The 19,265-nt window shown below is 62.7% G+C and carries 23 protein-coding genes and 1 pseudogene; 13 read left to right on the top strand and 11 right to left on the bottom strand.

Annotated features, from left to right (window positions below):
- Nucleotides 1-476: 476 nt before the first annotated feature.
- On the top strand, nucleotides 477-731 hold the full coding sequence (locus AC0L3C_RS25685) for a hypothetical protein (RefSeq protein ID WP_473409269.1): 255 nt from the start codon (nucleotides 477-479) through the stop codon (nucleotides 729-731).
- Nucleotides 732-950: 219 nt separating this feature from the next.
- On the opposite strand, the gene AC0L3C_RS25680 is transcribed toward AC0L3C_RS25685, so the two are convergent.
- On the bottom strand, nucleotides 951-1,112 hold the full coding sequence (locus AC0L3C_RS25680) for a hypothetical protein (protein WP_354161648.1): 162 nt from the start codon (nucleotides 1,110-1,112) through the stop codon (nucleotides 951-953).
- Nucleotides 1,113-1,414: 302 nt separating this feature from the next.
- Between AC0L3C_RS25680 and AC0L3C_RS25675 the strand changes: the two genes are divergently transcribed.
- A complete protein-coding gene (locus tag AC0L3C_RS25675) occupies nucleotides 1,415-2,314 on the top strand; it encodes a 3'-5' exonuclease (protein ID WP_473409268.1) in 900 nt (299 codons plus the stop codon).
- A 38-nt stretch (nucleotides 2,315-2,352) separates the two neighbouring features.
- Here the strand turns inward: AC0L3C_RS25675 and AC0L3C_RS25670 are convergent, their stop codons facing one another.
- Nucleotides 2,353-2,535, bottom strand: a complete 183-nt coding sequence (locus AC0L3C_RS25670; protein WP_456654279.1) for a DUF3606 domain-containing protein — start codon at nucleotides 2,533-2,535, stop codon at nucleotides 2,353-2,355.
- Nucleotides 2,536-2,920: 385 nt separating this feature from the next.
- Here AC0L3C_RS25670 and AC0L3C_RS25665 point away from each other — a divergent pair, with 385 nt between their 5' ends.
- From AC0L3C_RS25665 to ligD, 8 genes and pseudogenes are all read left to right on the top strand, one after another.
- Entirely contained in the window at nucleotides 2,921-3,241 is a 321-nt protein-coding gene (locus AC0L3C_RS25665; RefSeq protein ID WP_473409267.1) for a hypothetical protein, read from the top strand.
- A 30-nt stretch (nucleotides 3,242-3,271) separates the two neighbouring features.
- Nucleotides 3,272-3,891 (top strand): annotated as a pseudogene (locus tag AC0L3C_RS25660) (hypothetical protein).
- 74 nt (nucleotides 3,892-3,965) lie between these two features.
- Nucleotides 3,966-4,424 (top strand): YidB family protein, encoded by a 459-nt coding sequence (locus AC0L3C_RS25655; RefSeq protein ID WP_473409266.1) that lies wholly within the window; start codon nucleotides 3,966-3,968, stop codon nucleotides 4,422-4,424.
- Nucleotides 4,425-4,448: 24 nt separating this feature from the next.
- Nucleotides 4,449-4,712 carry a GlsB/YeaQ/YmgE family stress response membrane protein gene (locus tag AC0L3C_RS25650; protein ID WP_473409265.1) on the top strand — a complete coding sequence of 88 codons (264 nt, stop codon included), beginning with the start codon at nucleotides 4,449-4,451 and terminating at the stop codon, nucleotides 4,710-4,712.
- Nucleotides 4,713-4,774: 62 nt separating this feature from the next.
- A complete protein-coding gene (locus AC0L3C_RS25645) occupies nucleotides 4,775-5,113 on the top strand; it encodes a hypothetical protein (protein WP_473409264.1) in 339 nt (112 codons plus the stop codon).
- A gap of 480 nt (nucleotides 5,114-5,593) precedes the next feature.
- Nucleotides 5,594-7,276, top strand: a complete 1,683-nt coding sequence (locus AC0L3C_RS25640; RefSeq protein ID WP_473409263.1) for a helix-hairpin-helix domain-containing protein — start codon at nucleotides 5,594-5,596, stop codon at nucleotides 7,274-7,276.
- Entirely contained in the window at nucleotides 7,276-7,839 is a 564-nt protein-coding gene (locus AC0L3C_RS25635) for an MOSC domain-containing protein (RefSeq protein ID WP_473409262.1), read from the top strand. Before AC0L3C_RS25640 ends, AC0L3C_RS25635 begins: the two co-directional genes overlap by 1 nt.
- A 12-nt stretch (nucleotides 7,840-7,851) precedes the next feature.
- A complete protein-coding gene (gene ligD / locus AC0L3C_RS25630; RefSeq protein ID WP_473409261.1) occupies nucleotides 7,852-8,799 on the top strand; it encodes a non-homologous end-joining DNA ligase in 948 nt (315 codons plus the stop codon).
- Between the two features lie 31 nt (nucleotides 8,800-8,830).
- Here the strand turns inward: ligD and AC0L3C_RS25625 are convergent, their stop codons facing one another.
- Nucleotides 8,831-9,655: a ribonuclease HII gene (locus tag AC0L3C_RS25625; RefSeq protein ID WP_473409260.1), complete on the bottom strand. Its 825-nt coding sequence runs from the start codon at nucleotides 9,653-9,655 to the stop codon at nucleotides 8,831-8,833.
- A gap of 259 nt (nucleotides 9,656-9,914) precedes the next feature.
- On the opposite strand from AC0L3C_RS25625, the gene AC0L3C_RS25620 reads away from it, so the two are divergent.
- Nucleotides 9,915-11,018 (top strand): DNA topoisomerase IB, encoded by a 1,104-nt coding sequence (locus tag AC0L3C_RS25620; protein ID WP_473249102.1) that lies wholly within the window; start codon nucleotides 9,915-9,917, stop codon nucleotides 11,016-11,018.
- Nucleotides 11,019-11,394: 376 nt separating this feature from the next.
- Here the strand turns inward: AC0L3C_RS25620 and AC0L3C_RS25615 are convergent, their stop codons facing one another.
- Both AC0L3C_RS25615 and AC0L3C_RS25610 read right to left on the bottom strand, forming a co-directional pair.
- Nucleotides 11,395-11,817, bottom strand: coding sequence for a hypothetical protein (locus tag AC0L3C_RS25615; protein WP_473249103.1), 423 nt, complete (start codon nucleotides 11,815-11,817; stop codon nucleotides 11,395-11,397).
- A 15-nt stretch (nucleotides 11,818-11,832) separates the two neighbouring features.
- Entirely contained in the window at nucleotides 11,833-12,033 is a 201-nt protein-coding gene (locus AC0L3C_RS25610; RefSeq protein ID WP_473249104.1) for a hypothetical protein, read from the bottom strand.
- Between the two features lie 226 nt (nucleotides 12,034-12,259).
- Between AC0L3C_RS25610 and AC0L3C_RS25605 the strand changes: the two genes are divergently transcribed.
- Complete coding sequence (locus AC0L3C_RS25605; RefSeq protein ID WP_473409259.1) at nucleotides 12,260-13,612, top strand: carbohydrate porin; 1,353 nt, start codon at nucleotides 12,260-12,262, stop codon at nucleotides 13,610-13,612.
- Between the two features lie 106 nt (nucleotides 13,613-13,718).
- On the opposite strand, the gene AC0L3C_RS25600 is transcribed toward AC0L3C_RS25605, so the two are convergent.
- The 4 genes from AC0L3C_RS25600 to AC0L3C_RS25585 all read right to left on the bottom strand — a co-directional run bounded on the left by AC0L3C_RS25600 (nucleotide 13,719) and on the right by AC0L3C_RS25585 (nucleotide 16,322).
- Nucleotides 13,719-14,234: a DUF1003 domain-containing protein gene (locus tag AC0L3C_RS25600; protein WP_473295215.1), complete on the bottom strand. Its 516-nt coding sequence runs from the start codon at nucleotides 14,232-14,234 to the stop codon at nucleotides 13,719-13,721.
- A gap of 2 nt (nucleotides 14,235-14,236) precedes the next feature.
- On the bottom strand, nucleotides 14,237-14,680 hold the full coding sequence (locus tag AC0L3C_RS25595; RefSeq protein WP_456766533.1) for a low affinity iron permease family protein: 444 nt from the start codon (nucleotides 14,678-14,680) through the stop codon (nucleotides 14,237-14,239).
- A 260-nt stretch (nucleotides 14,681-14,940) separates the two neighbouring features.
- The gene (locus tag AC0L3C_RS25590; RefSeq protein WP_473409258.1) at nucleotides 14,941-15,981 is read right to left on the bottom strand and encodes a glycosyltransferase family 4 protein; all 1,041 of its coding nucleotides are present in this window, start codon (nucleotides 15,979-15,981) and stop codon (nucleotides 14,941-14,943) included.
- Between the two features lie 131 nt (nucleotides 15,982-16,112).
- Nucleotides 16,113-16,322, bottom strand: a complete 210-nt coding sequence (locus AC0L3C_RS25585; RefSeq protein ID WP_204512971.1) for a hypothetical protein — start codon at nucleotides 16,320-16,322, stop codon at nucleotides 16,113-16,115.
- 329 nt (nucleotides 16,323-16,651) lie between these two features.
- Here AC0L3C_RS25585 and AC0L3C_RS25580 point away from each other — a divergent pair, with 329 nt between their 5' ends.
- Nucleotides 16,652-17,068 carry a hypothetical protein gene (locus tag AC0L3C_RS25580; protein ID WP_473249108.1) on the top strand — a complete coding sequence of 139 codons (417 nt, stop codon included), beginning with the start codon at nucleotides 16,652-16,654 and terminating at the stop codon, nucleotides 17,066-17,068.
- 682 nt (nucleotides 17,069-17,750) lie between these two features.
- Here the strand turns inward: AC0L3C_RS25580 and AC0L3C_RS25575 are convergent.
- Both AC0L3C_RS25575 and rpiB read right to left on the bottom strand, forming a co-directional pair.
- The gene (locus AC0L3C_RS25575) at nucleotides 17,751-18,671 is read right to left on the bottom strand and encodes a ribokinase (protein ID WP_473409257.1); all 921 of its coding nucleotides are present in this window, start codon (nucleotides 18,669-18,671) and stop codon (nucleotides 17,751-17,753) included.
- 13 nt (nucleotides 18,672-18,684) lie between these two features.
- A complete protein-coding gene (rpiB, locus tag AC0L3C_RS25570) occupies nucleotides 18,685-19,131 on the bottom strand; it encodes a ribose 5-phosphate isomerase B (protein WP_473409256.1) in 447 nt (148 codons plus the stop codon).
- Nucleotides 19,132-19,265 lie beyond the last annotated feature (134 nt).

Here is a 19,265-nt window from a genome sequence, read left to right as displayed (position 1 = left end):
AGCGTGGCCCCGCCTTTTGGGGGCTGGGGGGCTTGATGGCGGAGCCACGCGGGCCGTGCATTCGCGCCGGCCCGCCATATCAACGGTATCCGGCCGAGCCCGTTCCATGCTCGACTCAAGCCCGCGCGCAGCGAAGACCTAGGGGTCCGGAGGCCGCAGCGGGCCATCCGCCCACTTGCGGGCATCCGGGTCGTGTAGCGGGTCATCGTTGCAATTGGTGCACACGTACCGCGGCCGCCGTTCCGAAGCTTCGTCGGACACAGCTTTCATCGGCTTGCCGCACCCCGGGCACGCCTTCCGGACCGGATAGAGCATGGCCATCTGTTTTCCCCCTGCGATGGCACTCTAGTTCAGCCGAGATCGCGAGCTCAAGCTGGCCGATAAAAATTAGGTCGGGTTCACGCACTGTTGCGCGCCTTCTTGACTCCGCCGCCGCACAGCACTCAACTCTGGGCAGTGATGTTGAGGGGCGTGTCATGGAGCAGGAGTTCTACCGAGGTCTGGCCCAAAGGGGCCGAGGTATGGCGGAGAAAGCCGATCCGTTCACCCGGCGTCGTCTCCTAGATCTCGCCAAACAGTATGACAGCAGGGGCGGTCAGCCCTCGGCATCCGGACCGACCGAACTGCCGACGCCTCGCACGACGCCGCCTGCAGCGATTTTCTCTGGGCCGGCGAGGCATGATGCCCACACCCGTGTCGTTCTCGATGGTGCGGCAGCGCGCAGCCGATGAAGCCTGGCGGCCGTCCCGCAGTGCGCGAAGGGATCTGCCGACAGACGCTTCCCCAGGACCAAGGTCGCGTACCCAGCCGGTGGTCCTGGCCTCACCTGCGAGGATTTGATGCCGTGAGCGGGTGCGGCATCGCGTTTCCCCCTGAACGCGATCCTAGCGCCCTGGAAGGGGGTCCGGGAAGGTGCTGCGCCTTGCACCGGTAACGAGCTGCCGCGTAGGCTACCCTTCCGGCACGTTGTGCTCGGCAGCCCCGCGCAGGGAACTGAGTTCTGACCACGCGAGCGCGGCAGTGATCCATCTCTGCCGCTCTGCGCCCTTTGCTTCGGCGGCAAGCTTCATCGCCGCGGCGGCCTCGCGCTTGGGGTCGTACTCGAGATCCATGGATACAAATATAGCTGCAGATCGTAAACGATCACGCACCAGTGGGACCGTAGCAATCCGGGGTCGGCAACCATACGCAGATGCTGTCGAGCCGTCCGCAGATGCCCCGCCCGATCCGCCCCCATTCATAGGCGGGGCCTCCGGAGCGATCGAGGCCTGCGCGAACTCCCCGCAAGCGAATCCAACTGCACCGACACTCCCGAAAAGCCCGTGAATTGCTTGTCTTTCGGATATCTCGTGCCGGGAGCTCCCGATATTGTGGGGCCTGACTGGACTACCTCATCGGCTCACCACGAGAAGAGATGTTTCAAGACGCATCGGATCTGGCCGCGATGGCCGAGGTACTAGGGCGATCGAGCGACTACCGGGTGCTGCGGCGCCTGGTACCACGGCCAACGTCGATGCCCGCCTCCGGACAGGAAATGAGGATTGGCATCCTGCTCGACACCGAAACCACCGGCCTCGACCACCGCAAAGATGAAGTCATCGAACTCGGCATGGTCAAGTTCGGCTACACGCCGGACGGGCGCATCATTGATGTCAGGGACACGTTCTCCGCCTTCAATGAGCCGTCCGAGCCGATCCCGGCCGAGATCACGGCGCTTACCGGCATCACCGACGAAATGGTGGCCGGCCACAGGACCGACGAGGCCGCCGTGAACGCCTTCGTCGATGATTCCGTGGTCCTGGTCATCGCGCATAACAGTGGATTCGATCGGAAGTTTTCCGAACGCTACTGGCCCGTCTTCGAGCGGAAGGCGTGGGCATGCTCCGCGACCGAGGTCCAGTGGCGGCAGCACGGCTTCGATGGAGCGAAGCTCGGCTACCTTCTGAATGGCGCCGGCTATTTTCACCAGGCGCACCGCGCGGTTGACGACTGTCACGCGCTGCTCGAGATCTTGGACTTCGACCTACCAACGACCGGCGCGCCCGCGCTCGCCGTCCTGCTCGAGACCGCACGACAGAAGACCATCCGGATCTGGGCCGAACAGTCGCCGTTCGAACTCAAGGATTCGCTGAAGCGGCGCGGCTATCGCTGGAGCGACGGCAGGGACGGTCGGCCAAAGTCCTGGTACGTCGACGTCTGCGAGTCGGCGCTGGACACCGAGCTCGCGTTTCTCCGGACCGAGATCTACCTGCGCGACGTGGAGCCGCGCCTGCAGACGCTGACCGCCTTCACCCGCTTCTCCTGCAGGATCTGATGGCCGCCAACGGCCATGCTACGCGCGCGAACCTGCCCTCAGCGGCCGAGACGTTTCTCGACCCGCTTGCGGCTGTTGCCGACCTTCTTCACGGCCTTCTTCACCGCCGAGGCCGAGCGGCCAGTCTTCTTTGCCTCGTACCGCAATTCGTAGTCCTGGCCTTTAGCCACGCGGGCGCGATCCTGTTTGCGTCCCCGTGCGGTCTTCTTCTTCCCTGCCATCTGCTCCTCCGTCTGCGAAACTGATGGCAGTGCAATGCTTCAAGGAATCGCGGGGTTCCCTCAAAGAAGCTGTTGCGGGCTGAAGCCGAACGAGCGCCGGCAGCATCTCGGCTTCACCCTTGTTGGCCTTTCCATTTCGTTTGCTCGACCGCCTGCACGAAGGCTTCGTCGCACCGCATGACTACAGCGGCCCTTTGGCGTACGTCGCCCGGGTTGGCCAGCTCCGAACGGTCCGCCCGAATGACCTTGAAGTACGCGCCCTGAGCCCGCTCCCGTTTTCTTGCAGATCCTTTTCTACATCCTCCATTCCAAACCCACGGACCGGGAAAACTTGGAACTTCTCAGTCCAGCGCATGTTTGTGCCGTGCCACTTCTGGAGGACGACATGAACAAGAGACTGCTTCTTCTGCTAACGGCTGGTTCGCTTCTGGCGGGTCCGTCGTTTGCGCAAAACCCGCCGGCCACTGATCGGCCCAACAATAACGCGGTCAGCAGTACCGGTCAGAACAATTCCAACAAGCCGGTCGCAGGGGCCAACAGCTTCACCGAGAGTCAGGCGAAATCGAAGATTGAGGACGCGGGCTACACCAACGTCACATCCCTGAAGAAGGACGACAACGGCGTCTGGCGCGGAAAGGCCAGCAAAGGCGGCGCCTCGACCGATGTGAGTCTGGATTTCCAAGGCAACGTGAACGCGGCGAAATAACCTGCGCCCAACAAAATTGAGGGATTCAAGATGACCGTCACGATTTCACGTCTCTACGATAACTACTCCGATGCGCAGCGCGCGGTGACGAGCCTGGAGGCTGCGGGCGTGCCGCATTCGGATTTGAGCATCGTCGCGAACAATTCCGACAACTGGTACAGCACCGACAAGAAGGTCGATCGAGATCGAGATGGGGTTGATGATCGGGCTGAAGGTGCGGCCACGGGAGCGGGCGTCGGCGCAGGCCTCGGTGCGCGGCCGGCTTGCTCGCGGGCCTTGGCTTGTTGGCGATACCTGGCTTGGGTCCGGTCGTGGCGGCCGGATGGCTCGCATCGACCGCGCTCGGTGCCGTTGCCGGCGGCGCGACGGGCGGGGTCGTGGGAGCGTTGACGCAGGCCGGCGTATCCGATGAGGAAGCACCACTCTACGCCGAAGGTGTTAGGCGCGGCGGCACCCTGGTTTCGGCTCGTGTACCTGATGCGGACCGCGCGCGCTACGAAGCGATCCTGAACCAGTCCGCCGTCAATCTCCGCGAACGGAGCGCAGCCTGGCAGAAGGCCGGGTGGAAGAGCTACGATCCCTCCGCCCAGCCTTATGGCGCGGATGAGGTCCGCAGAGAGCGCCAACTTTACGGCACCGGAGTGCGATGAATTAGCCGGCGGCCCGCCCTAGGCGGGCCGCCCTTTTCTTGCACGTTACCAATGATCGAACTGAGGAGCCGAATATGAGCCGCGGAATGCCATCGATGACCGCCCTCTTGGGTATGCTCGCAATCGCCGGTTACCAGAATCGTGACAAGTTGGCCGACATGTTTCGCAGTGCGACCTCCGGTCAGCCGGCGGGTGCCAAGGATTCCCTGAGCGGCATGCTCGGCAACCTTGGTGGCCTTGTGGGGGGCGGCGGCGTGGGTTCGCTCCTGAACGGCGGGATCGGCGAGTTGCTCGAGCACTTCAGGCAGAACGGACAGGGCGAGGCGGCTCAATCCTGGATCAATCAGGGGCCAAACCGGGAAGTCACCCCGCCCGAACTCCAGCAGGCTATCGGTCCGGACGTCCTTCAAAAGCTGGAGCAGCAGACCGGCCTGTCGCAGCAGGAGATCCTCGACCGATTGTCCCGAGAGCTTCCGGCAGCCGTGGACAAATACACACCTGCTGGACGTCTTCCGGCTCCATCGGCGGGATAATCACAGCGATCGAGAGAGAGAGACATGGGCATTATCTGGACGATCATCATTGGCTTCATCGCAGGCATCATCGCGAAGTTCATCATGCCCGGCGATAACGACCCGTCGGGCTTCATCCTGACCACAATCCTGGGAATAGTAGGGGCGTTCGTTGCGACCTATCTTGGTCAGGCTCTCGGCTGGTACCGGCCAGGACAAGGCGCGGGGCTAGTGGGGGCAGTGGTAGGCGCCATCATCGTGCTTTTCATCTACGGTTTTGTGGCCGGTCGCAGCCGTCGGGCCATCTAACCACAGCGAGCGGAATTCTGCGGGTTAGCGGAGAATTCGCCCGGCGCGAAAGGCGAAGCAAGATGAAATGGATGCTCGTTGTGCTGGCGGGAGGGATGACACCGGTTAACACCGACCTGGTCTTCGACAAGTTTGCCGATTGCCTCGCCGCCGAGGAGCAGATGCGAAAGCACTATACGGACGCTTTCGAGGCCTGGGACAGATGGGCCGCGGCCAATATCGAGCGACGGCGCGAATACTCGAAGGTCCGCGATCTCCAGGCCAAACGCCTGCTCAGCAACATCGGTACGTGCGTTCCTCACGCAGGCGGCGAAGCCGCAGCGCCTCAGCAGCAGAGTAATCCCGTACCTTCTCAGCCTCCCCAAGGTCTTCCCACTCCGCAGCCAAGTCCCAAAACGTGACGTCCGAACGTTTCGAACAGGCCCGGCCGCAAACGAAGGTCGCAGCCGCGCTTTCATCGCCCCTGCCTTGATTGTTCTCGCCACGCGCTGAGCTGTAGCCTGCTGACGATTATAGGTGCACGCCAAATGTCGCCCATAGCGGTCCTGCGGGGCTGACGATGTCGACCGAACTATAGGCCAGAATGGGCGTTTACCCAGACCATGTCTGACGCCTTCGATTACTTCCGCGCCTACGCCGTCCGGGCTCTTTGCAAAGCCCGATCGCTGCCGCGCGGCAGAATGAAGCATCTGCAGCTCGTTGCGGGGCGAATTTACAATCTCCTCAAGAAGGAGGCCGCTTACAGCCCGAACACGCAGCACCTTGAGGACTTCCGGGCAGCGCAAAAACTTGAGGCATCTCTCGATCGCCGCGATCACGGCCCACCCGCTAAAGGAGCGTTTGCTCCGGCGAGGCCGGGCGCGGAACGGGAGGCTCGTTGAGTGGCTTCCGTCGACTTACGCACGATCGTCAGTCTCCTGCGAGAATACGCACAGCGGACGGCATTGCGTGGCGGCAATCCCTACAGGGCTAAAGCCTACACGCGGGCCGCAGACAGCCTGGCGGCCCTTGCCGTCCCTCTGGACGTGTTCATCGCCGAAGACCGACTGACCGAAATCCCCGGCGTCGGCGATGCCATTGCTGACATCATCACCAAGCTGCACAAGACGGGCACCCATCCGACCCTTGAGAAGCTCCGGAAGGAGATACCCGAGGGCGTGCTCGAGATGCTCGCCGTTCCCGGCCTCCGCCCCGAGAAGGTGCTGCGGCTCTACAAGGATCTCGGCATCACCTCGCTCGCCGAGTTGGAGGCCGCCGCCAAGGACGACCGTATCAAGAAGGCCAAAGGCCTCGGCGCCGCGCTGCAGACCAAGATCCTGCAAAACCTGGCCATCGCCAAAAGTGGAGAAGGTCGCCTCCATCTGCACCGTGCCGCCGCCCTGCTCGCGCACGCCAAGGATTCGCTCCGCAAGGCTCGGCCGGAGCTCAAGCGCGTGACGATCGCAGGCGACTTCCGCCGCGGCTGCGAACTCGTCGGCGACCTCACGATCGTTGCGGAGGCTGCCAAGATCGAGAAGGCGGCGAATGCTTCGGCGACCGACGGACTGCAAATCCGCTTGTCCGACTGCAACCACTTCGGCGCCGCCCTTCTTTTCGGCACCGGCTCAGCCGCTCACATCGAGAGGCTCCAGGCTTTGGCCGCGGAGAAAGGAATGCGGCTAGAGAGCGACGGGCTGCACAAGGGCCGCACCCTGATCGCCGGCGACGAGGCCCAGATCTATAGTGCCCTCGGTCTGCCGTTCATCGATCCTGAACTCCGTGAGGGCCGCGGCGAGGTCGAGCTCGCCCTGAAGGGCAAGTTGCCGAAGCTCGTCACCGACAAGGACCTGCGCGGAATCCTTCATTGCCACACCGATGCCTCCGACGGCACGGAGAGCTTGGACACGATGGCCAAGGCCACGCGCCAGCGCGGCTTCGAGTATTTCGGGGTCGCCGACCACTCCAAGTCCGCGCACTACGCGGGCGGTCTCTCGGAGGAAGAGATCAGGCAGCAGCACCGGGACGCCGACCGGTTGAACAAGCGCTTCGGCAAGGATTTCCGGATCTTGAAAGGCATCGAGTCCGACATTCTGGCCGACGGCTCGCTCGACTATGCGGACGACGTGCTGCAGCGCTTCGACTTCGTGGTCGCGAGCGTCCACGGCCGATTCAAACTCGACCCCAAGGCGCAGACGCAGCGCCTGCTTCGGGCCATCTCCGATCCCCACACCACCATCATAGGCCATATGACCGGGCGGCAGCTGCAGCGGCGGCCGGGCTACGAAATCGACATCGAGAAGGTGCTGCGGGCATGCGCCAAGCATGACGTAGTCGTCGAGATTAACGCCCACCCGTGGCGCCTCGACCTGGATTGGCGCTGGCATCAGGCTGCCCTCGAGTTCGGCTGCATGATGAGCATCAATCCGGACGCGCACTCGGTCCCCGAGCTCGACCACATGCACTGGGGCGTCGAGATGGCCCGGAAGGGCGGCGTCCCCGCCGACCGGGTCCTGAACGCGATGGCTCTTCCGGAGATCACGCGCTACCTCCGCCAGAAGCGGCGCTCGTTCGCCCGGGCGGCCTGATGCTCCAAGGGCACGGCTTCTCGCTGCAGGGAAGGGTGGTGGCGGTCGCCGCCGACCCGGGGCACAACTTCAGCAAACCGCTCCAGGACCGCATCGTCCTGGTGGAAGGCCACGGCGTCGAAGGCGACGCCCACGCCGGCCCATTCGTCCGGCACCGCTATCTCGCCCGCCGCCGGCCAGGCCTGCCCAATCTCCGGCAGGTGCACCTCATCCCGACCGAGCTCTTTGCATCCCTTTCGGATGCCGGCTTCCAGCTCGCAGCGGGGGACCTGGGTGAAAATATCACCACTGCCGGTCTGGACCTTGAGCGGATGCCTCTCCGGACGCTCATCGAGCTTGGACCAATGGCGATCGTGGAGCTGACCGGCCTCCGGACGCCTTGCGTTCTGATCGACCGCTTCCAGCCCGGCCTTAAGCAACAGTTGCTCTCGTCGGCGAAAACGGGCCCTCCGTTCAAAGCTGGGGTGCTGGGCGTGGTACGGGCCGGCGGGATGGTCGCGGCTGGTGATACCGCGCGGGCTCGCCCTCCGTCCTCCCCGTTTCGGCCTCTGCCGGCCGTGTAGAAAGAGCCTACCATGGCCCGCAAATCGACCCTGCCTTATCGACTGCAGCCCATGTTGGCCACGCTCACGGATGCGCCGTTCGACGATCCCAATTGGGTCTTCGAGGACAAATTCGATGGTTTCCGCATGGTCGCGGAAATCCGGCGTGGTCGGGTCGCGCTCTACAGCCGCAACGGGAAGATCATCAGCCACTCCTATGTCGAGGTCGCGAAAGCACTTGAGGGAGTGAAGGCGGACGCCGTGATCGATGGCGAGCTCGTCGCGATCGGGAAAGACGGCGTATCCCATTTCCAGTTGCTTCAAAACGCCCTGCGCCACGAGGCTAAGCTTTTGTACTGCGCGTTCGACCTCATGTTCGCGGACGGCGAGGACCTGCGCGCGCTGCCGCTCCTCGAACGGAAGAAGCGGCTCAAGGCCCTCCTGCCGCGCCATAAGCTGATCGCGTTCAGCAACCACCGGAAGGGCAACGGCACAAGGTTCTTTGCAGAAGCCGAGCTCAGACATCTCGAAGGCATCATGGCCAAGCGCGCCGACAGCCCGTACGCGTCCGGACGCCGGACCGCCGATTGGCTGAAGGTGAAGACCGCGCAGCGGCAGGAGGTAGTGATCGCCGGCTTCACCGCGCCGAGGCGAACCCGGCCCTTCTTCGGCGCCCTCGTGCTGGCGGTACGCGACGGCGATGCATGGCGGTACATTGGCCACGTCGGCACCGGCTTCAGCCACCAAGTTCTCGAAGAGCTTCACCGCAAGCTCGTGAGGCTGAAGACAGCCAAGTCGCCCTTCCCTGGCAAGGTGAAAAACGAGCGGTTTACGACCTGGGTGCGTCCTTCCTTGGTTGCGGAAGTGAAATTCGCAGAGTGGACCAGCAAGGGCGAGCTGCGCCAGCCGGTCTATCTCGGCCTGAGGTCCGACAAAAATGCCAAGGACGTCGTTCGCGAAAAGAAGTGGTCGCGAAAATAATGCTCCCCAGACGCAGAGTACGACCTGGAGTTCAGCTGGCGGCGCGCTCGGATGCCGAAGGCCACGGCGGCAGGGGCGGCAATCCGAGGGCTTTGCGTACAGGTCCAAACGACCTCCGGTGAGCTGCGCATGCACCAAGCCTGGCGAGCGCCTCATAATGAGCCGGCACCGGGTAGCCCTTGTGATCCGCGAAGCCGTAGCCGGGGTGACGCACCTCGAGTGTCCGCATGACCGTATCGCGCTCGACTTTCGCGAGGATGGAGGCGGCCGCAATGCTGGCGGACTTGGCGTCACCTTTAATGATGGGCTGCTGAGGGATGTCGATTTCCTTCAACCGCTTCGCGTCGATCAGCAAGTGCTGCGGTGCCAACCCGAGCCCCCGGACCGCACGTTGCATCGCTTGGATGCCTGCCCAATAGATGTTGATTTCGTCGATCTCCTCGACCTCGACGAATGCTACACACCAACTCTCTGCCTTTTCCTTGATTTCCTTCGCGAGTTCTTCGCGAGCGGCGGCGTCGAGTTTTTTCGAGTCGTCGATTCCAACTATCCGCGTCCCGGGCTTCAGGATCACGGCGGCAGCGGAAACTGGCCCGGCGAGAGGGCTCATTCCCGCCTCGTCCACGCCTGCCACCGCATGATGGCCGCTTTCCCAGAGAGAGGTCTCGAAGCGGAGCATCTTGCGGAGGCGCTGCCCTTCCGACCTATTTTCGGAGCGCCGCTTGTCGATTGAAGCCAGGATTGCACGGGCTCCCGCGCGGGTGTCGGCCCGCAAGATCTGCTCGACGCCGGCCTCGAGCGGTCTTTTCTCGATGACATAGCGCCGGCGCAACGCATCGAGCGAATACTGGGGCATAGTGGCCTTCGTGAAGACTGACTGTGGGAAGCGTGTCGGTGAAATTTGTGGCGATTGTCTGAAGCTAGACCATGCCGTCATCGACTGCGCAGCGCCTTGTCGAAAGGAACCGGACCGGCTCGCCATCTGAGGTCTCGCTATTCTGGAGGGCCACTGATCCAGACCTCGCGTTCGACCTCAGAGCGGAACCAACCGGTGTCTTCATCCCTTGAGAAAGAGTGGAGCCTCGATTCCCGGGTGCTTCCGAGGGGGCCGGCCCATGCTCCGCCAAGCCAGCAACGAAGAAGAGGTTCTGGACCGCACCGCCGAGGTCGCGGCCACCATCGCGGAAGAAGGCCTCCGCTACGTCAGCGACTCCGCGCCGGGGTACACGCGCAAGCGGACTGGAACCACTTTCAGCTACTACGACAAGGACGGCAAGCGCATCACCGATGCCGCCGTCATCCGACGCATCAAATCAATCGGCATCCCGCCGGCCTACGAGTCCGTGTGGATCTGCCCGTCGTCGAACGGCCACATCCAGGCAACCGGGCTCGATGCGCGGGGTCGCAAGCAGTATCGCTACCATCCGAAGTGGCGCGAGCTCCGAGACCAGAACAAGTATGAGCATATCGTCCTGTTCGCTGCCGCGCTGCCCGCGCTGCGGGAACGGGTCGCTGCCGACATGAAGCGGGACGGACTGCCCCGCGAGAAGGTGCTGGCCACGATCGTTAGTCTTCTGGAAAAGACGTTGATCCGGGTCGGCAACGCCGAGTACGCTGAGAAAAACAAGTCCTACGGGCTCACCACCATGCGCCGCAAGCACGTCGCGGTCGGGCGCGGCGTCCTTCGTTTCGACTTCACGGGCAAGTCGGGCAAACAATGGAAGCTTCGCGTCGAGGACAAGCGGATAGCCGCGATCGTGAAGCGCTGCGCGGAGATCCCGGGACATGAGCTCTTCAAGTACCTGGACGACGACGGACAGCCCCGCACCGTCGATTCCGGCGACGTCAACGCCTACATCAAAGACATCACGGGCGAGGACTTCAGCGCCAAGGATTTTCGGACTTGGGCGGGAACCGTTCTGGCGGCGTTGGCGCTTGCCGAATTCAAGAAGTACGACAGCCAGGCCGAGGCGAAGCGCAACGTCGTCACCGCGATCGAAAGCGTCTCGAAGCAGCTCGGCAACACACCGGCCATCTGCCGCAAGTGCTACGTGCACCCGGAAGTCCTGAACGCCTACCTGTCAGGTGACCTCGTGAAGATGATTGAGACCAAGATCGCGCAGAAGTTCAAGCGCCAGTACGCCAAGCTCACTTCCGACGAGATCGTGGTGCTGGCATTTCTCCGGAAACGTCTCGATTCTCTGACGGAGCCCGCCTAGCCGGGCCTAGCCGGTCTCCGGACGCCTGCGTCCTCCTCGATGTCTCCAGGCACACCTCGGCTGGGGCTCTCGTCGGCAAAAAGGGGCCTTCCATTCAAAGCCGGGATGCTGGGCGTGGTGCGGGCCGGCGGGACGGTCGTTTACCGTTCGGTTCCGCTTCCGTCCTTGCCATTCGCGGCTCTGCCGGCTGGGTAGATGGACCCGTGCACAAGTCCCCGTCCCGATACCCGAAGCAAAACCGTTCTTAGGTCGCATCGGCCTGGCCGCAAGCAACGTAAGGGCGGTGCGCTTGGGGCTGGGGAGGCGTAATGGACAGTTTGGGACTATTTCAGCCGCCGCGCCTAGGCTGCGGCTTCTTCTTGGACTTCGATCTACCTCAAGAGGTGTTTGCTCTCGCGTGTTCGCGCGCCTCCCGACGACGTTCACGGCGTTCGCGCCGCCGCTTGGCACGGTCGGCGGGCTGTCGCAGCGGAGGAACGGGCGCTGTGTCGGATACCAATTTGGGAGCCTCATCGGCTGCGGCCTGTTGGGCCGGCTCGGATGCCTCCGGGCGGGCTTCCATGAATTCAAGCACTGCCCGACCCTTTGCCGTAATCTTCCAGCCCCCGCTGATGCGTTCGACTAAGCCTTGAGAAAAGATATCGAGATCGGGTACCCGCGCGGCGAGGCGCTTGGTCCGATTCGCCCACTCACGGCCACTGGTCGCCAGGATGGCCATGTCGCGCTTGAGGTCTTCCATGACGGCGAAGCCGTCCGGATAGCTCACCAGGATCTTCAGCACCGTGACCTGGAAATTCACGCCCGCCTCGACCGATCAGCGCCACATCGTGGGTGCACGCGAAAGGGCATCACGGCCTACCTGCCTGAGTTCGTCTAGTGATACCTCACCTTTGGTAGCAGCCTCCAGTATCTTTGAGGCGACATGGGTACGCGCTCCGATCTCGCGGTGCGAAACGCTCTCGGAAACTTCGTTTAAGACCGCGCGCAATAGCGCACTAGTTGACGGATCGAACATGAATGCCCCCAGAAGGGAAAACCTATCATAGCCAACATTTCGCGTGCCGCGATTCAAAAATGATTGCGATAGGCCAGCTGGTCTGACCGACCTTTTGGAAATTGCCTCCACGGTGGACTTGCCTTGCAAGATCAGGCAATTCGTAAGGCTATCTTCGAGATCAGGAAGTCGCGTGTCGAGACCCCACCGAGCCTATAGGCAGGTCGTTCTTTCGATGTCGGTAGTCATGCTCCTGGCAGCCGGCGCCGCGGCCCAGGAGGATAAGAAGACCGACGACGACAAGCCGGCCGATCCGGACACGGGTGAGAGCACCGTGGAGGAAAAGACGCTCGGCATTCTGCCCAATCCGCTGCAGAAGTACGGCGTGAAGTTCGCGGCCACTTACATAGGCGAGGCGTTTGGTAACGCTTCCGGCGGCCTGAAACAGGGAGCTATCTACGAAGGCCGTCTCAACCTCGCAGTGGATGTCGATCTGCAGAAGCTCGTCGGCATCGACAAACTCACTTTTCACGCCAACATGTTCCAGATCCATGGCGACGGCCTGTCCCGGAGCAATCTTCAGAACTTCTTCGTCGTCAGCGGAATCGAGGCCCTTCCCTCAACGCGTCTCTACGAAGCGTATTTCGAGAAGCAGTGGGGCGCGAAGAGGATCTCGCTGAAAGTGGGTCAGCTCGCCGCCGACAGCGAATTCTTCAACACCAGATATACAGACGTGTTCACCAACGCCTCAATGGGTTGGCCCGCGATCACGTCGCTTGATCTTCCCAGCGGCGGACCTTCGCCACCTTTGGCGGCTATGGGCGCAAGGCTACTGGTCAACGTGACCGACCAGCTTTCCGTTCTGGGCGGGATCTTCGACGGCGACCAAGCCGGCCCCGGATCGGGCGACCCGCAGGAGCGCAATCGCTACGGCGTGAATTTCCGCGTCAACGATCCGCCGTTGTTACTGGGTCAGATCCAGTACGCCTGGAACAACAAGAAGGGCGATCCCAACCTGACCGGCCAGATCAAGTTCGGCGGCTGGCGGCACTTTGGCTCTTTCGCGGATCAACAGCTCGCGTCGAACGGCAGCTCGCTCGCCGCTCCCGGTAGCAGCGGCGAGCCGCTATTGCTCGCAGGAGACATCGGTGGTTGGGCGGTCTTCGAGCAACAGATCTACCGCGTGCCTCACAGCGACAATCGCGGGATCGGTGTGTTCGCAAGGGCCGCCGGCGCGCCCGCTGATCGCAACCTGATCGATCTCTACGCTGATGCCGGCGTCGAGTTCATTGGGCTTCGTGATGGCCGGCCCGATGACAAGTTCGGGATCGCCGCGGGCTATGCCCATCTGTCCAAACGGGCGCAGGCGCTCGACGCCGACTACCGCATGCTGGTGAATCCCAACTGGCCCTCGCGAAACTTCGAGGGGTTGCTGACGACGGTCTACCAATACCAGATAAAGGAGGGCTGGTCGTTGCAGCCAAACTTCCAATACATCATCCACCCGGGCGGGGGCGCCACCGGGCAGGCGACGCCATTCGCCGGCAAGGCCCTCAAAAATGCGTCGGTATTCGGCCTCAGGACGACGCTCAAATTCTAGCACCGTGCGCATCGCACGGACTCTGCTCAGGAAGAGCTCGTGCAGATGAACACGATGGCGCAGGTGGCATCAGAGCGCCCCCCATGTCGTCCTCCGGGCGGACATCTCATTGAGCCTTTTCAGCCTGCTCGCGCTCGCGCAAGCCTCGGGCAAGTTGATCAACAGACGTCTCCTGCGCCAATTCGTCTTGTTGGCAATCCTCGTCATCGACATTCAGCCGCCTGGCAAGCTTCTGCAATATTCTCAAAGACCGCGTCGCCTCCCGTTCAGAGAGCAGATTAATCTGAAGTTCTAGACGATCTCGCTTCTCCAAAATGCGGTCGGTCGCATTTTGGCGAATGAGGACACAGGAGGTGAGAAGTACCGCCTCCAGCGCGAGGAATGTCCCGAGCAGCGGGAACGGGAATGGATCAAGCGCGCGATCGGGGAATACCCGGCCGAAGGCAATCCAACACACCACCGCCCCGCACTGCAGCACCACGAACTGCGGAGTGCCCGCAAACGATCCGATTGCATGAAAAACACGATGATGAAGAGCGATCTTTTCCTCATCCTGCTTTTCAAGCCGCAGGATGGCGTCGATATTTTCTACCGGTCTTTTCGATGATGTCGGCGTTGACATCGTCAGCTGGCGATCTGCTCGGCGGCTCGCCGCGCTGACTGTCGGGTCCGGTCGAGTGTCTCATCTCCGGCTTTTTCGGCCTTGGCACGCGCTTCACATTTTGAGCGAAGCTCCTCAATCTCATCGTCTGTGAGGTGCTCAATTCCCACGAGACTATTGCGCGCCGCACTCACGCGAATGAGTTCGTCCAGCTTTACCTGAATGGCGGCGCTGTCACGGTTTTGAGAGTTCTGAATCAGAAATACCATAAGGAAAGTTACGATTGTGGTCCCAGTATTAATGACCAACTGCCAAGTGTCCGAGAACTGGAAGAGCGGGCCGCTTATGCCCCACACGACCACCACACCCGCAGCTAACAGGAAGGTCGAGGCGCGCCCAGCCGCAAGCGAGGTCTTGTTAGCCAAATCACCGAAGAATTTTGAGATCCGGGATGGTTCGTTTTTCATGACTCAGCCTTTGCCACCAACCACAATGTTGTTTCGGGGCGAAAGTTCCGCCTCAGGAACCGACATACATTGGCAGCAAACCGAGGCATGCTTTGCGCGGGAGCTCCCGAGAGCACGTATTGAGAGCGATCGCAGAGTACGTCCAAGCCACGCCCGTTCGGATGCCGACCTCAACTCTAGAATTCAACTTGCTCCTGATTCGAAAACGGCATGGCCAAGGATTCCATTCACGCCAGTGCCACAAGCCAGCCGCGGATCTCTCACCCGCAGCGTCCTCCACGAGCGATCAGGTTGCGATATCGGGTCTCGTATTCATGCGCCATCCGGCTTGCGGCGAAGCGCTCTTCGAACCGGGCGCGGACCACTCGTCTGTCCAGTCGGCCCAGTTCTTTCACCGCCCTGATCGCCTGCTCCTGACCGTCGACGATGAAGCCGGTGACGCCGTCCTCCACAACTTCAGGCACCGACCCTGATCGATAAGCGATCACGGGCGTCCCGCACGCCATCGCCTCGATCATCACCAGACCGAACGGCTCGGGCCAATCGATCGGAAATAGCAGGCCCGCTGCGTCTGCGAGGAAAGGCTGCTTCTTCGCGTCGTCGACCTCGCCGACGAGTTGAACCGTCTGGCCATCGATGTTCGGCTCGAGCTTGTTCTTGAAGTAGGCCGTCTCCGACCGAGGAATCTTGGCGGCAATTCGCAGCGGCATTCGCGCCGCGCGCGCGATGCGTATGGCGTCCTCCGGTCCCTTGTCAGCCGTCAGCCTCCCCAGAAAGGCCAGGTAGGAACCCGGTTCGTAGGACGGCCGAAACAGATCCTTCGGCAGTCCGTGCTGGATCGTCGCGATCCAGTTCGCCTCCGGAAGTGGCCGACGCTGGTCGGCGGAAATGGAGACGAATGGAGCGTCTGCAAAGATGCCGATTACCTCGGGCAGACAAGGAAGGTCTAGCCTGCCGTGCATCGTGGTCAGAAAAGGCACGCCGGTTCGGCTCAGCACCGGAAGGGGCAACCAGTCGATGTGGGAGTGGATCACGTCGAAGTCGCCTGCGCGCTCGGCGATGGCCTCGATCAGAAGCGCGCAGGCGGCATTCGGATCGGCACCCTTCCGCCCCAGGCGCAGCGCGCGCGGCCACACGCCGTGGAGCTTTCCCTTCGTCTTGGAATCCCCGCTGGCGAACAGGGTGACGTCGTGTCCGAGTTCGACCAGTTCGTCCACGAGCCAGGCGATCACACGCTCAGTGCCGCCGTAAAGCTTTGGAGGTACGCTCTCGGCCAACGGAGCAAGCTGCGCAATCCGCATCGGCTAGGCTCCGAACACGAACCGCAGGACAGTCACGATCGTCGCGGAAATGAGGGCCGAAATCGCGAGCAGCGTCCAATCAGGCCTCGTGCTTCCGCGGGCCACTCGCGCTGCAAGCGTCTTCATGGCCGTCAACATTCGTCTCGAGGAAGCCGCTGCAGATAGGCTATCCCGAAGCCAGCGAGTTCTTCGGTATCGCTCTCTCGCGCTTCCGACCTGCTGTGGAGGTGGCGCTCCAGCAGGCAGCGCCGGCTGTCGTGCGGATCGACCTCGGGGTGCTGCGCCCGGTACACCGTCCAGGCGGTCTCCATGGCGTTCTTCAAGACGACTTCGTCGACCATACTCACTCCCTCCGGAGACCGAACCCAGTCGCTCCCAACTCAAGGCACTCCGGAAAGTTTCCGGTTATTCCCGCTGGCTTAGCCGCTCGAGAAGGAGCCTTTGCTCGGCTCTTTCGCGCGGTCCGACCGAGCTGCAGGCGTTGGCTTCGGCCGGACCTTCTGGATGCAAGCGGGGCGGCCGTCGCGGTCACGGCGGCGGGCTCCGTACTGGCGCATCGCGCGCCGTCTCCGGCGGCGAGGATTCCATTGCCCGCGCCGCCCGGGCAGCTGCAACCATTGCCTCTTTTTCCCGTTATCGGTAGGGCGCGAGCAATGTGAAAGGAATCTCGATGAAGAAGATCGCGATGTCGGCGCTGATGGTCGGCGCTCTTGGTCTGTCCTCGGTGGCCACCACCTCTCCTGCCGAAGCCCACTGGCGAGGTGGCTGGGGACCGGGCATCGCCGGCGGTCTGTTGGCCGGCGCCGTAATCGGTGGACTTGCCTCGTCGGCTTATGGATGGGGACCTGGCTACGGCTACTACGGTGGCCCCCGCTATTATGGAGCGGGCTATTACAGCGGACCCTACGCCTACGACTACGGCTACGACGAGCCCTATCGCTGGGGTGGTGGTTACGCCACCACGACCTACTACACGGCGCCCGTGTCTTACGGCTACCGGTACCGCCGAGCCGTGCGGCCTGCTTACGCCTATTACCGCGGATCATATCCGGTCGTGCGGCACCGCTGGCACCATCACCGCTGGTGACAGGCCCCGACAGCAACAAGCCGCGCTCGTCGAGGGCGCGGCTTTTCCTCGGTCAAGCGCTTACCACCACTCGCCGAGAAAGGGTTCGTGTCGACCAAGGGCGGCTGACGGGCGTCCCACTACCCCTAGCTTAAGGCCCTGCTCGTGGGCTTGTTTCGGAGTCCTTCGCCATTCCGCTCGGGAGCGGTGATTGCTCGCCCGGGCCGCCTGATGCCGTCGACACAGGATCTGTTGGCCTAGCGAAAGGATTGGCTGTAGCCACGATCTCGACCACCACATCAGCAAGCCGTCGCCGGATCAGATCGCGTCAAAGGCAACGTCCAAGCCGGCGCGTTCGTCCGGCAACGCTATCGAGCCGTCGCCAGCCTCCCTCCTCAATCTGCACCAAATCCACCTGATCCCATCCGAGCTATTCTCGTCCCTGATTGAAGCTGGCTCCGAGAGTGCGGCGGGGGCTGGGCGAGAACATCTGCTGGTCTGGACCGCGAACGAATGCCGTCGGGACGATCATCTAGCTCGGACCCATGGCGATATCGAGCTGACCGAAATCTGGACGCCGTGTGTTCTCAACGGCCCCTTGTTCAGAACGGCTTCAAACGACAGGTGCTCTCGTCGGCGAAGGCGATCCCCCGCAAGCCAAGAATCCTGCTGCCAGCCATCGTGCGTGAACGATCTCTGATGGTCAGGCGATCGACTTTACCGCACCTCTGACCGGCATTCCGTCCTGCGCGCCCTCTTTAAGGCAATTTAATGCGGCAGCCTCGCATCCAATTTCCAAAGACTTTTGCAACGGCACTATCTCACTTACCATAGACGCGAAGGCGCCGACGAAGGCATCGCCGGCCCCGGTTGTATCGATGGGGGTGATGCAGGGAGCAGGCGCGCGGAGACGCTTGCCATCGGCGGTGAAGGCGAGTGCGCCTAGCGCGCCAGCGGTTACGATGCAGTTGAGGTCACCGGCCCTGGCAAGTTCGGCGGCTGCGGCGTCGTAATCCGGCGACGGGGCGAAGCCGATGGCCCTGGCTGCATCCAGAGCCTCATGCTCGTTGACGAGGAGATAATCGGTCACCGAGAGAAGCTCGACCACCATCTCGCGGGTCATCAACTCCGGCACGGGTGCGAGATTCCAGATGACAGTACCGGACACGGATTTCGTCTTGCGTGCGGCCGCCAGCGCTTCTGCGAAAGGCACTTCCATTTGAAGCACCAGGATTGTGTCACGGCCGAATAGCGCGATGGGGAGGTCATCGGCGCTCGCGGTCATGTTGGCGCCGCTTGCCACCGTGATTGCATTTTCACCGGTCTGATCGACCGTGATGAAGGCACAGCCGGTCGGCTGGTCCGATCTGACGACGAGATCCGTGTCGACGCCGTTTGCTCGGAGATTCTCTACCGCTCTGTCGCCGAATCCGTCGCGTCCGATACGGCCGGCCATTCGGACGCGTCCCGACCCGGCAATGCGCGCGGCAGCCACGGCCTGATTGGCGCCCTTGCCGCCGAAATGGGTTCGATAGGAGGGCGCGAGCACGGTGCGGCCGGGGCCCGGAATGACCGGGACATGGGCGACCAGATCGATGTTAAGCGATCCGAACACTAGGATCATGGCGGAGAAGCCGTCACCCTTGCTCGTCCATGACTCGCAGTTTCTCGACGCGGCGGCGGAAATCCTCGTCGGTGGAGAATTCGGCCGAGAGATAGGACGAGACGAGATCGACGGCAAGCCACGCGCCGACGATCTGCGCACCGATGCACATCACGTTGACGTCGTCATGCTCAACGCTCTGATGGGCTGAATGGATGTCGTGGCAGACCGCGGCGCGGATGCCCTTCATCTTGTTGGCGGCGATCGAGGCGCCGACGCCGGTGCCACAGACCATGATGCCGCGCGCGGCTTCGCCCGATGTCACCTTCTGCGCCACGGCGCGCGCGATGTCGGGGAAATCCACCGGCTTGTCGTCATAGGAACCCACGTCGAGGACGTGATGGCCGAGGTTGCGGATGTGGTCGATGACGGTCTGCTTGAGCGGCCAGCCGGCGTGGTCGGATCCGATGACGAGACGCATGTGATGCCCTTCTTGATTTTGCATGGGTCGTGGGGGGGGGGGGGGGGGGGGGGGGGGGGGGGGGGGGGGGGGTGGGGGGGGGGGGGGGGGGGGGGGGCGGGCGGGGGGGGGTGGGTGGGGGGTGGGGGGGGGGG

The sequence above is a fragment of the Bradyrhizobium sp. WSM4872 genome (assembly GCF_055811715.1).
The sequence above is the reverse complement of the archived record's forward strand: the minus strand, read 5'-3'. Positions and strand labels throughout refer to the sequence as shown.

Excerpts from the sequence above, each read along its gene's own strand:
- AC0L3C_RS25680 (WP_354161648.1), bottom strand. The coding sequence starts at position 1,112 with ATGGATCTCGAGTACGACCCCAAGCGCGAGGCCGCCGCGGCGATGAAG.
- AC0L3C_RS25635 (WP_473409262.1), top strand. The coding sequence starts at position 7,276 with ATGCTCCAAGGGCACGGCTTCTCGCTGCAGGGAAGGGTGGTGGCGGTC.
- AC0L3C_RS25610 (WP_473249104.1), bottom strand. The coding sequence starts at position 12,033 with ATGTTCGATCCGTCAACTAGTGCGCTATTGCGCGCGGTCTTAAACGAA.
- AC0L3C_RS25585 (WP_204512971.1), bottom strand. The coding sequence starts at position 16,322 with ATGGTCGACGAAGTCGTCTTGAAGAACGCCATGGAGACCGCCTGGACG.
- AC0L3C_RS25675 (WP_473409268.1), top strand. The coding sequence starts at position 1,415 with ATGTTTCAAGACGCATCGGATCTGGCCGCGATGGCCGAGGTACTAGGG.
- AC0L3C_RS25650 (WP_473409265.1), top strand. The coding sequence starts at position 4,449 with ATGGGCATTATCTGGACGATCATCATTGGCTTCATCGCAGGCATCATC.
- AC0L3C_RS25665 (WP_473409267.1), top strand. The coding sequence starts at position 2,921 with ATGAACAAGAGACTGCTTCTTCTGCTAACGGCTGGTTCGCTTCTGGCG.
- AC0L3C_RS25600 (WP_473295215.1), bottom strand. The coding sequence starts at position 14,234 with ATGTCAACGCCGACATCATCGAAAAGACCGGTAGAAAATATCGACGCC.
- AC0L3C_RS25595 (WP_456766533.1), bottom strand. The coding sequence starts at position 14,680 with ATGAAAAACGAACCATCCCGGATCTCAAAATTCTTCGGTGATTTGGCT.
- rpiB (WP_473409256.1), bottom strand. The coding sequence starts at position 19,131 with ATGCGTCTCGTCATCGGATCCGACCACGCCGGCTGGCCGCTCAAGCAG.
- AC0L3C_RS25670 (WP_456654279.1), bottom strand. The coding sequence starts at position 2,535 with ATGGCAGGGAAGAAGAAGACCGCACGGGGACGCAAACAGGATCGCGCC.
- ligD (WP_473409261.1), top strand. The coding sequence starts at position 7,852 with ATGGCCCGCAAATCGACCCTGCCTTATCGACTGCAGCCCATGTTGGCC.
- AC0L3C_RS25605 (WP_473409259.1), top strand. The coding sequence starts at position 12,260 with ATGCTCCTGGCAGCCGGCGCCGCGGCCCAGGAGGATAAGAAGACCGAC.
- AC0L3C_RS25580 (WP_473249108.1), top strand. The coding sequence starts at position 16,652 with ATGAAGAAGATCGCGATGTCGGCGCTGATGGTCGGCGCTCTTGGTCTG.
- AC0L3C_RS25590 (WP_473409258.1), bottom strand. The coding sequence starts at position 15,981 with ATGCGGATTGCGCAGCTTGCTCCGTTGGCCGAGAGCGTACCTCCAAAG.
- AC0L3C_RS25685 (WP_473409269.1), top strand. The coding sequence starts at position 477 with ATGGAGCAGGAGTTCTACCGAGGTCTGGCCCAAAGGGGCCGAGGTATG.
- AC0L3C_RS25620 (WP_473249102.1), top strand. The coding sequence starts at position 9,915 with ATGCTCCGCCAAGCCAGCAACGAAGAAGAGGTTCTGGACCGCACCGCC.
- AC0L3C_RS25645 (WP_473409264.1), top strand. The coding sequence starts at position 4,775 with ATGAAATGGATGCTCGTTGTGCTGGCGGGAGGGATGACACCGGTTAAC.
- AC0L3C_RS25575 (WP_473409257.1), bottom strand. The coding sequence starts at position 18,671 with ATGATCCTAGTGTTCGGATCGCTTAACATCGATCTGGTCGCCCATGTC.
- AC0L3C_RS25625 (WP_473409260.1), bottom strand. The coding sequence starts at position 9,655 with ATGCCCCAGTATTCGCTCGATGCGTTGCGCCGGCGCTATGTCATCGAG.
- AC0L3C_RS25655 (WP_473409266.1), top strand. The coding sequence starts at position 3,966 with ATGAGCCGCGGAATGCCATCGATGACCGCCCTCTTGGGTATGCTCGCA.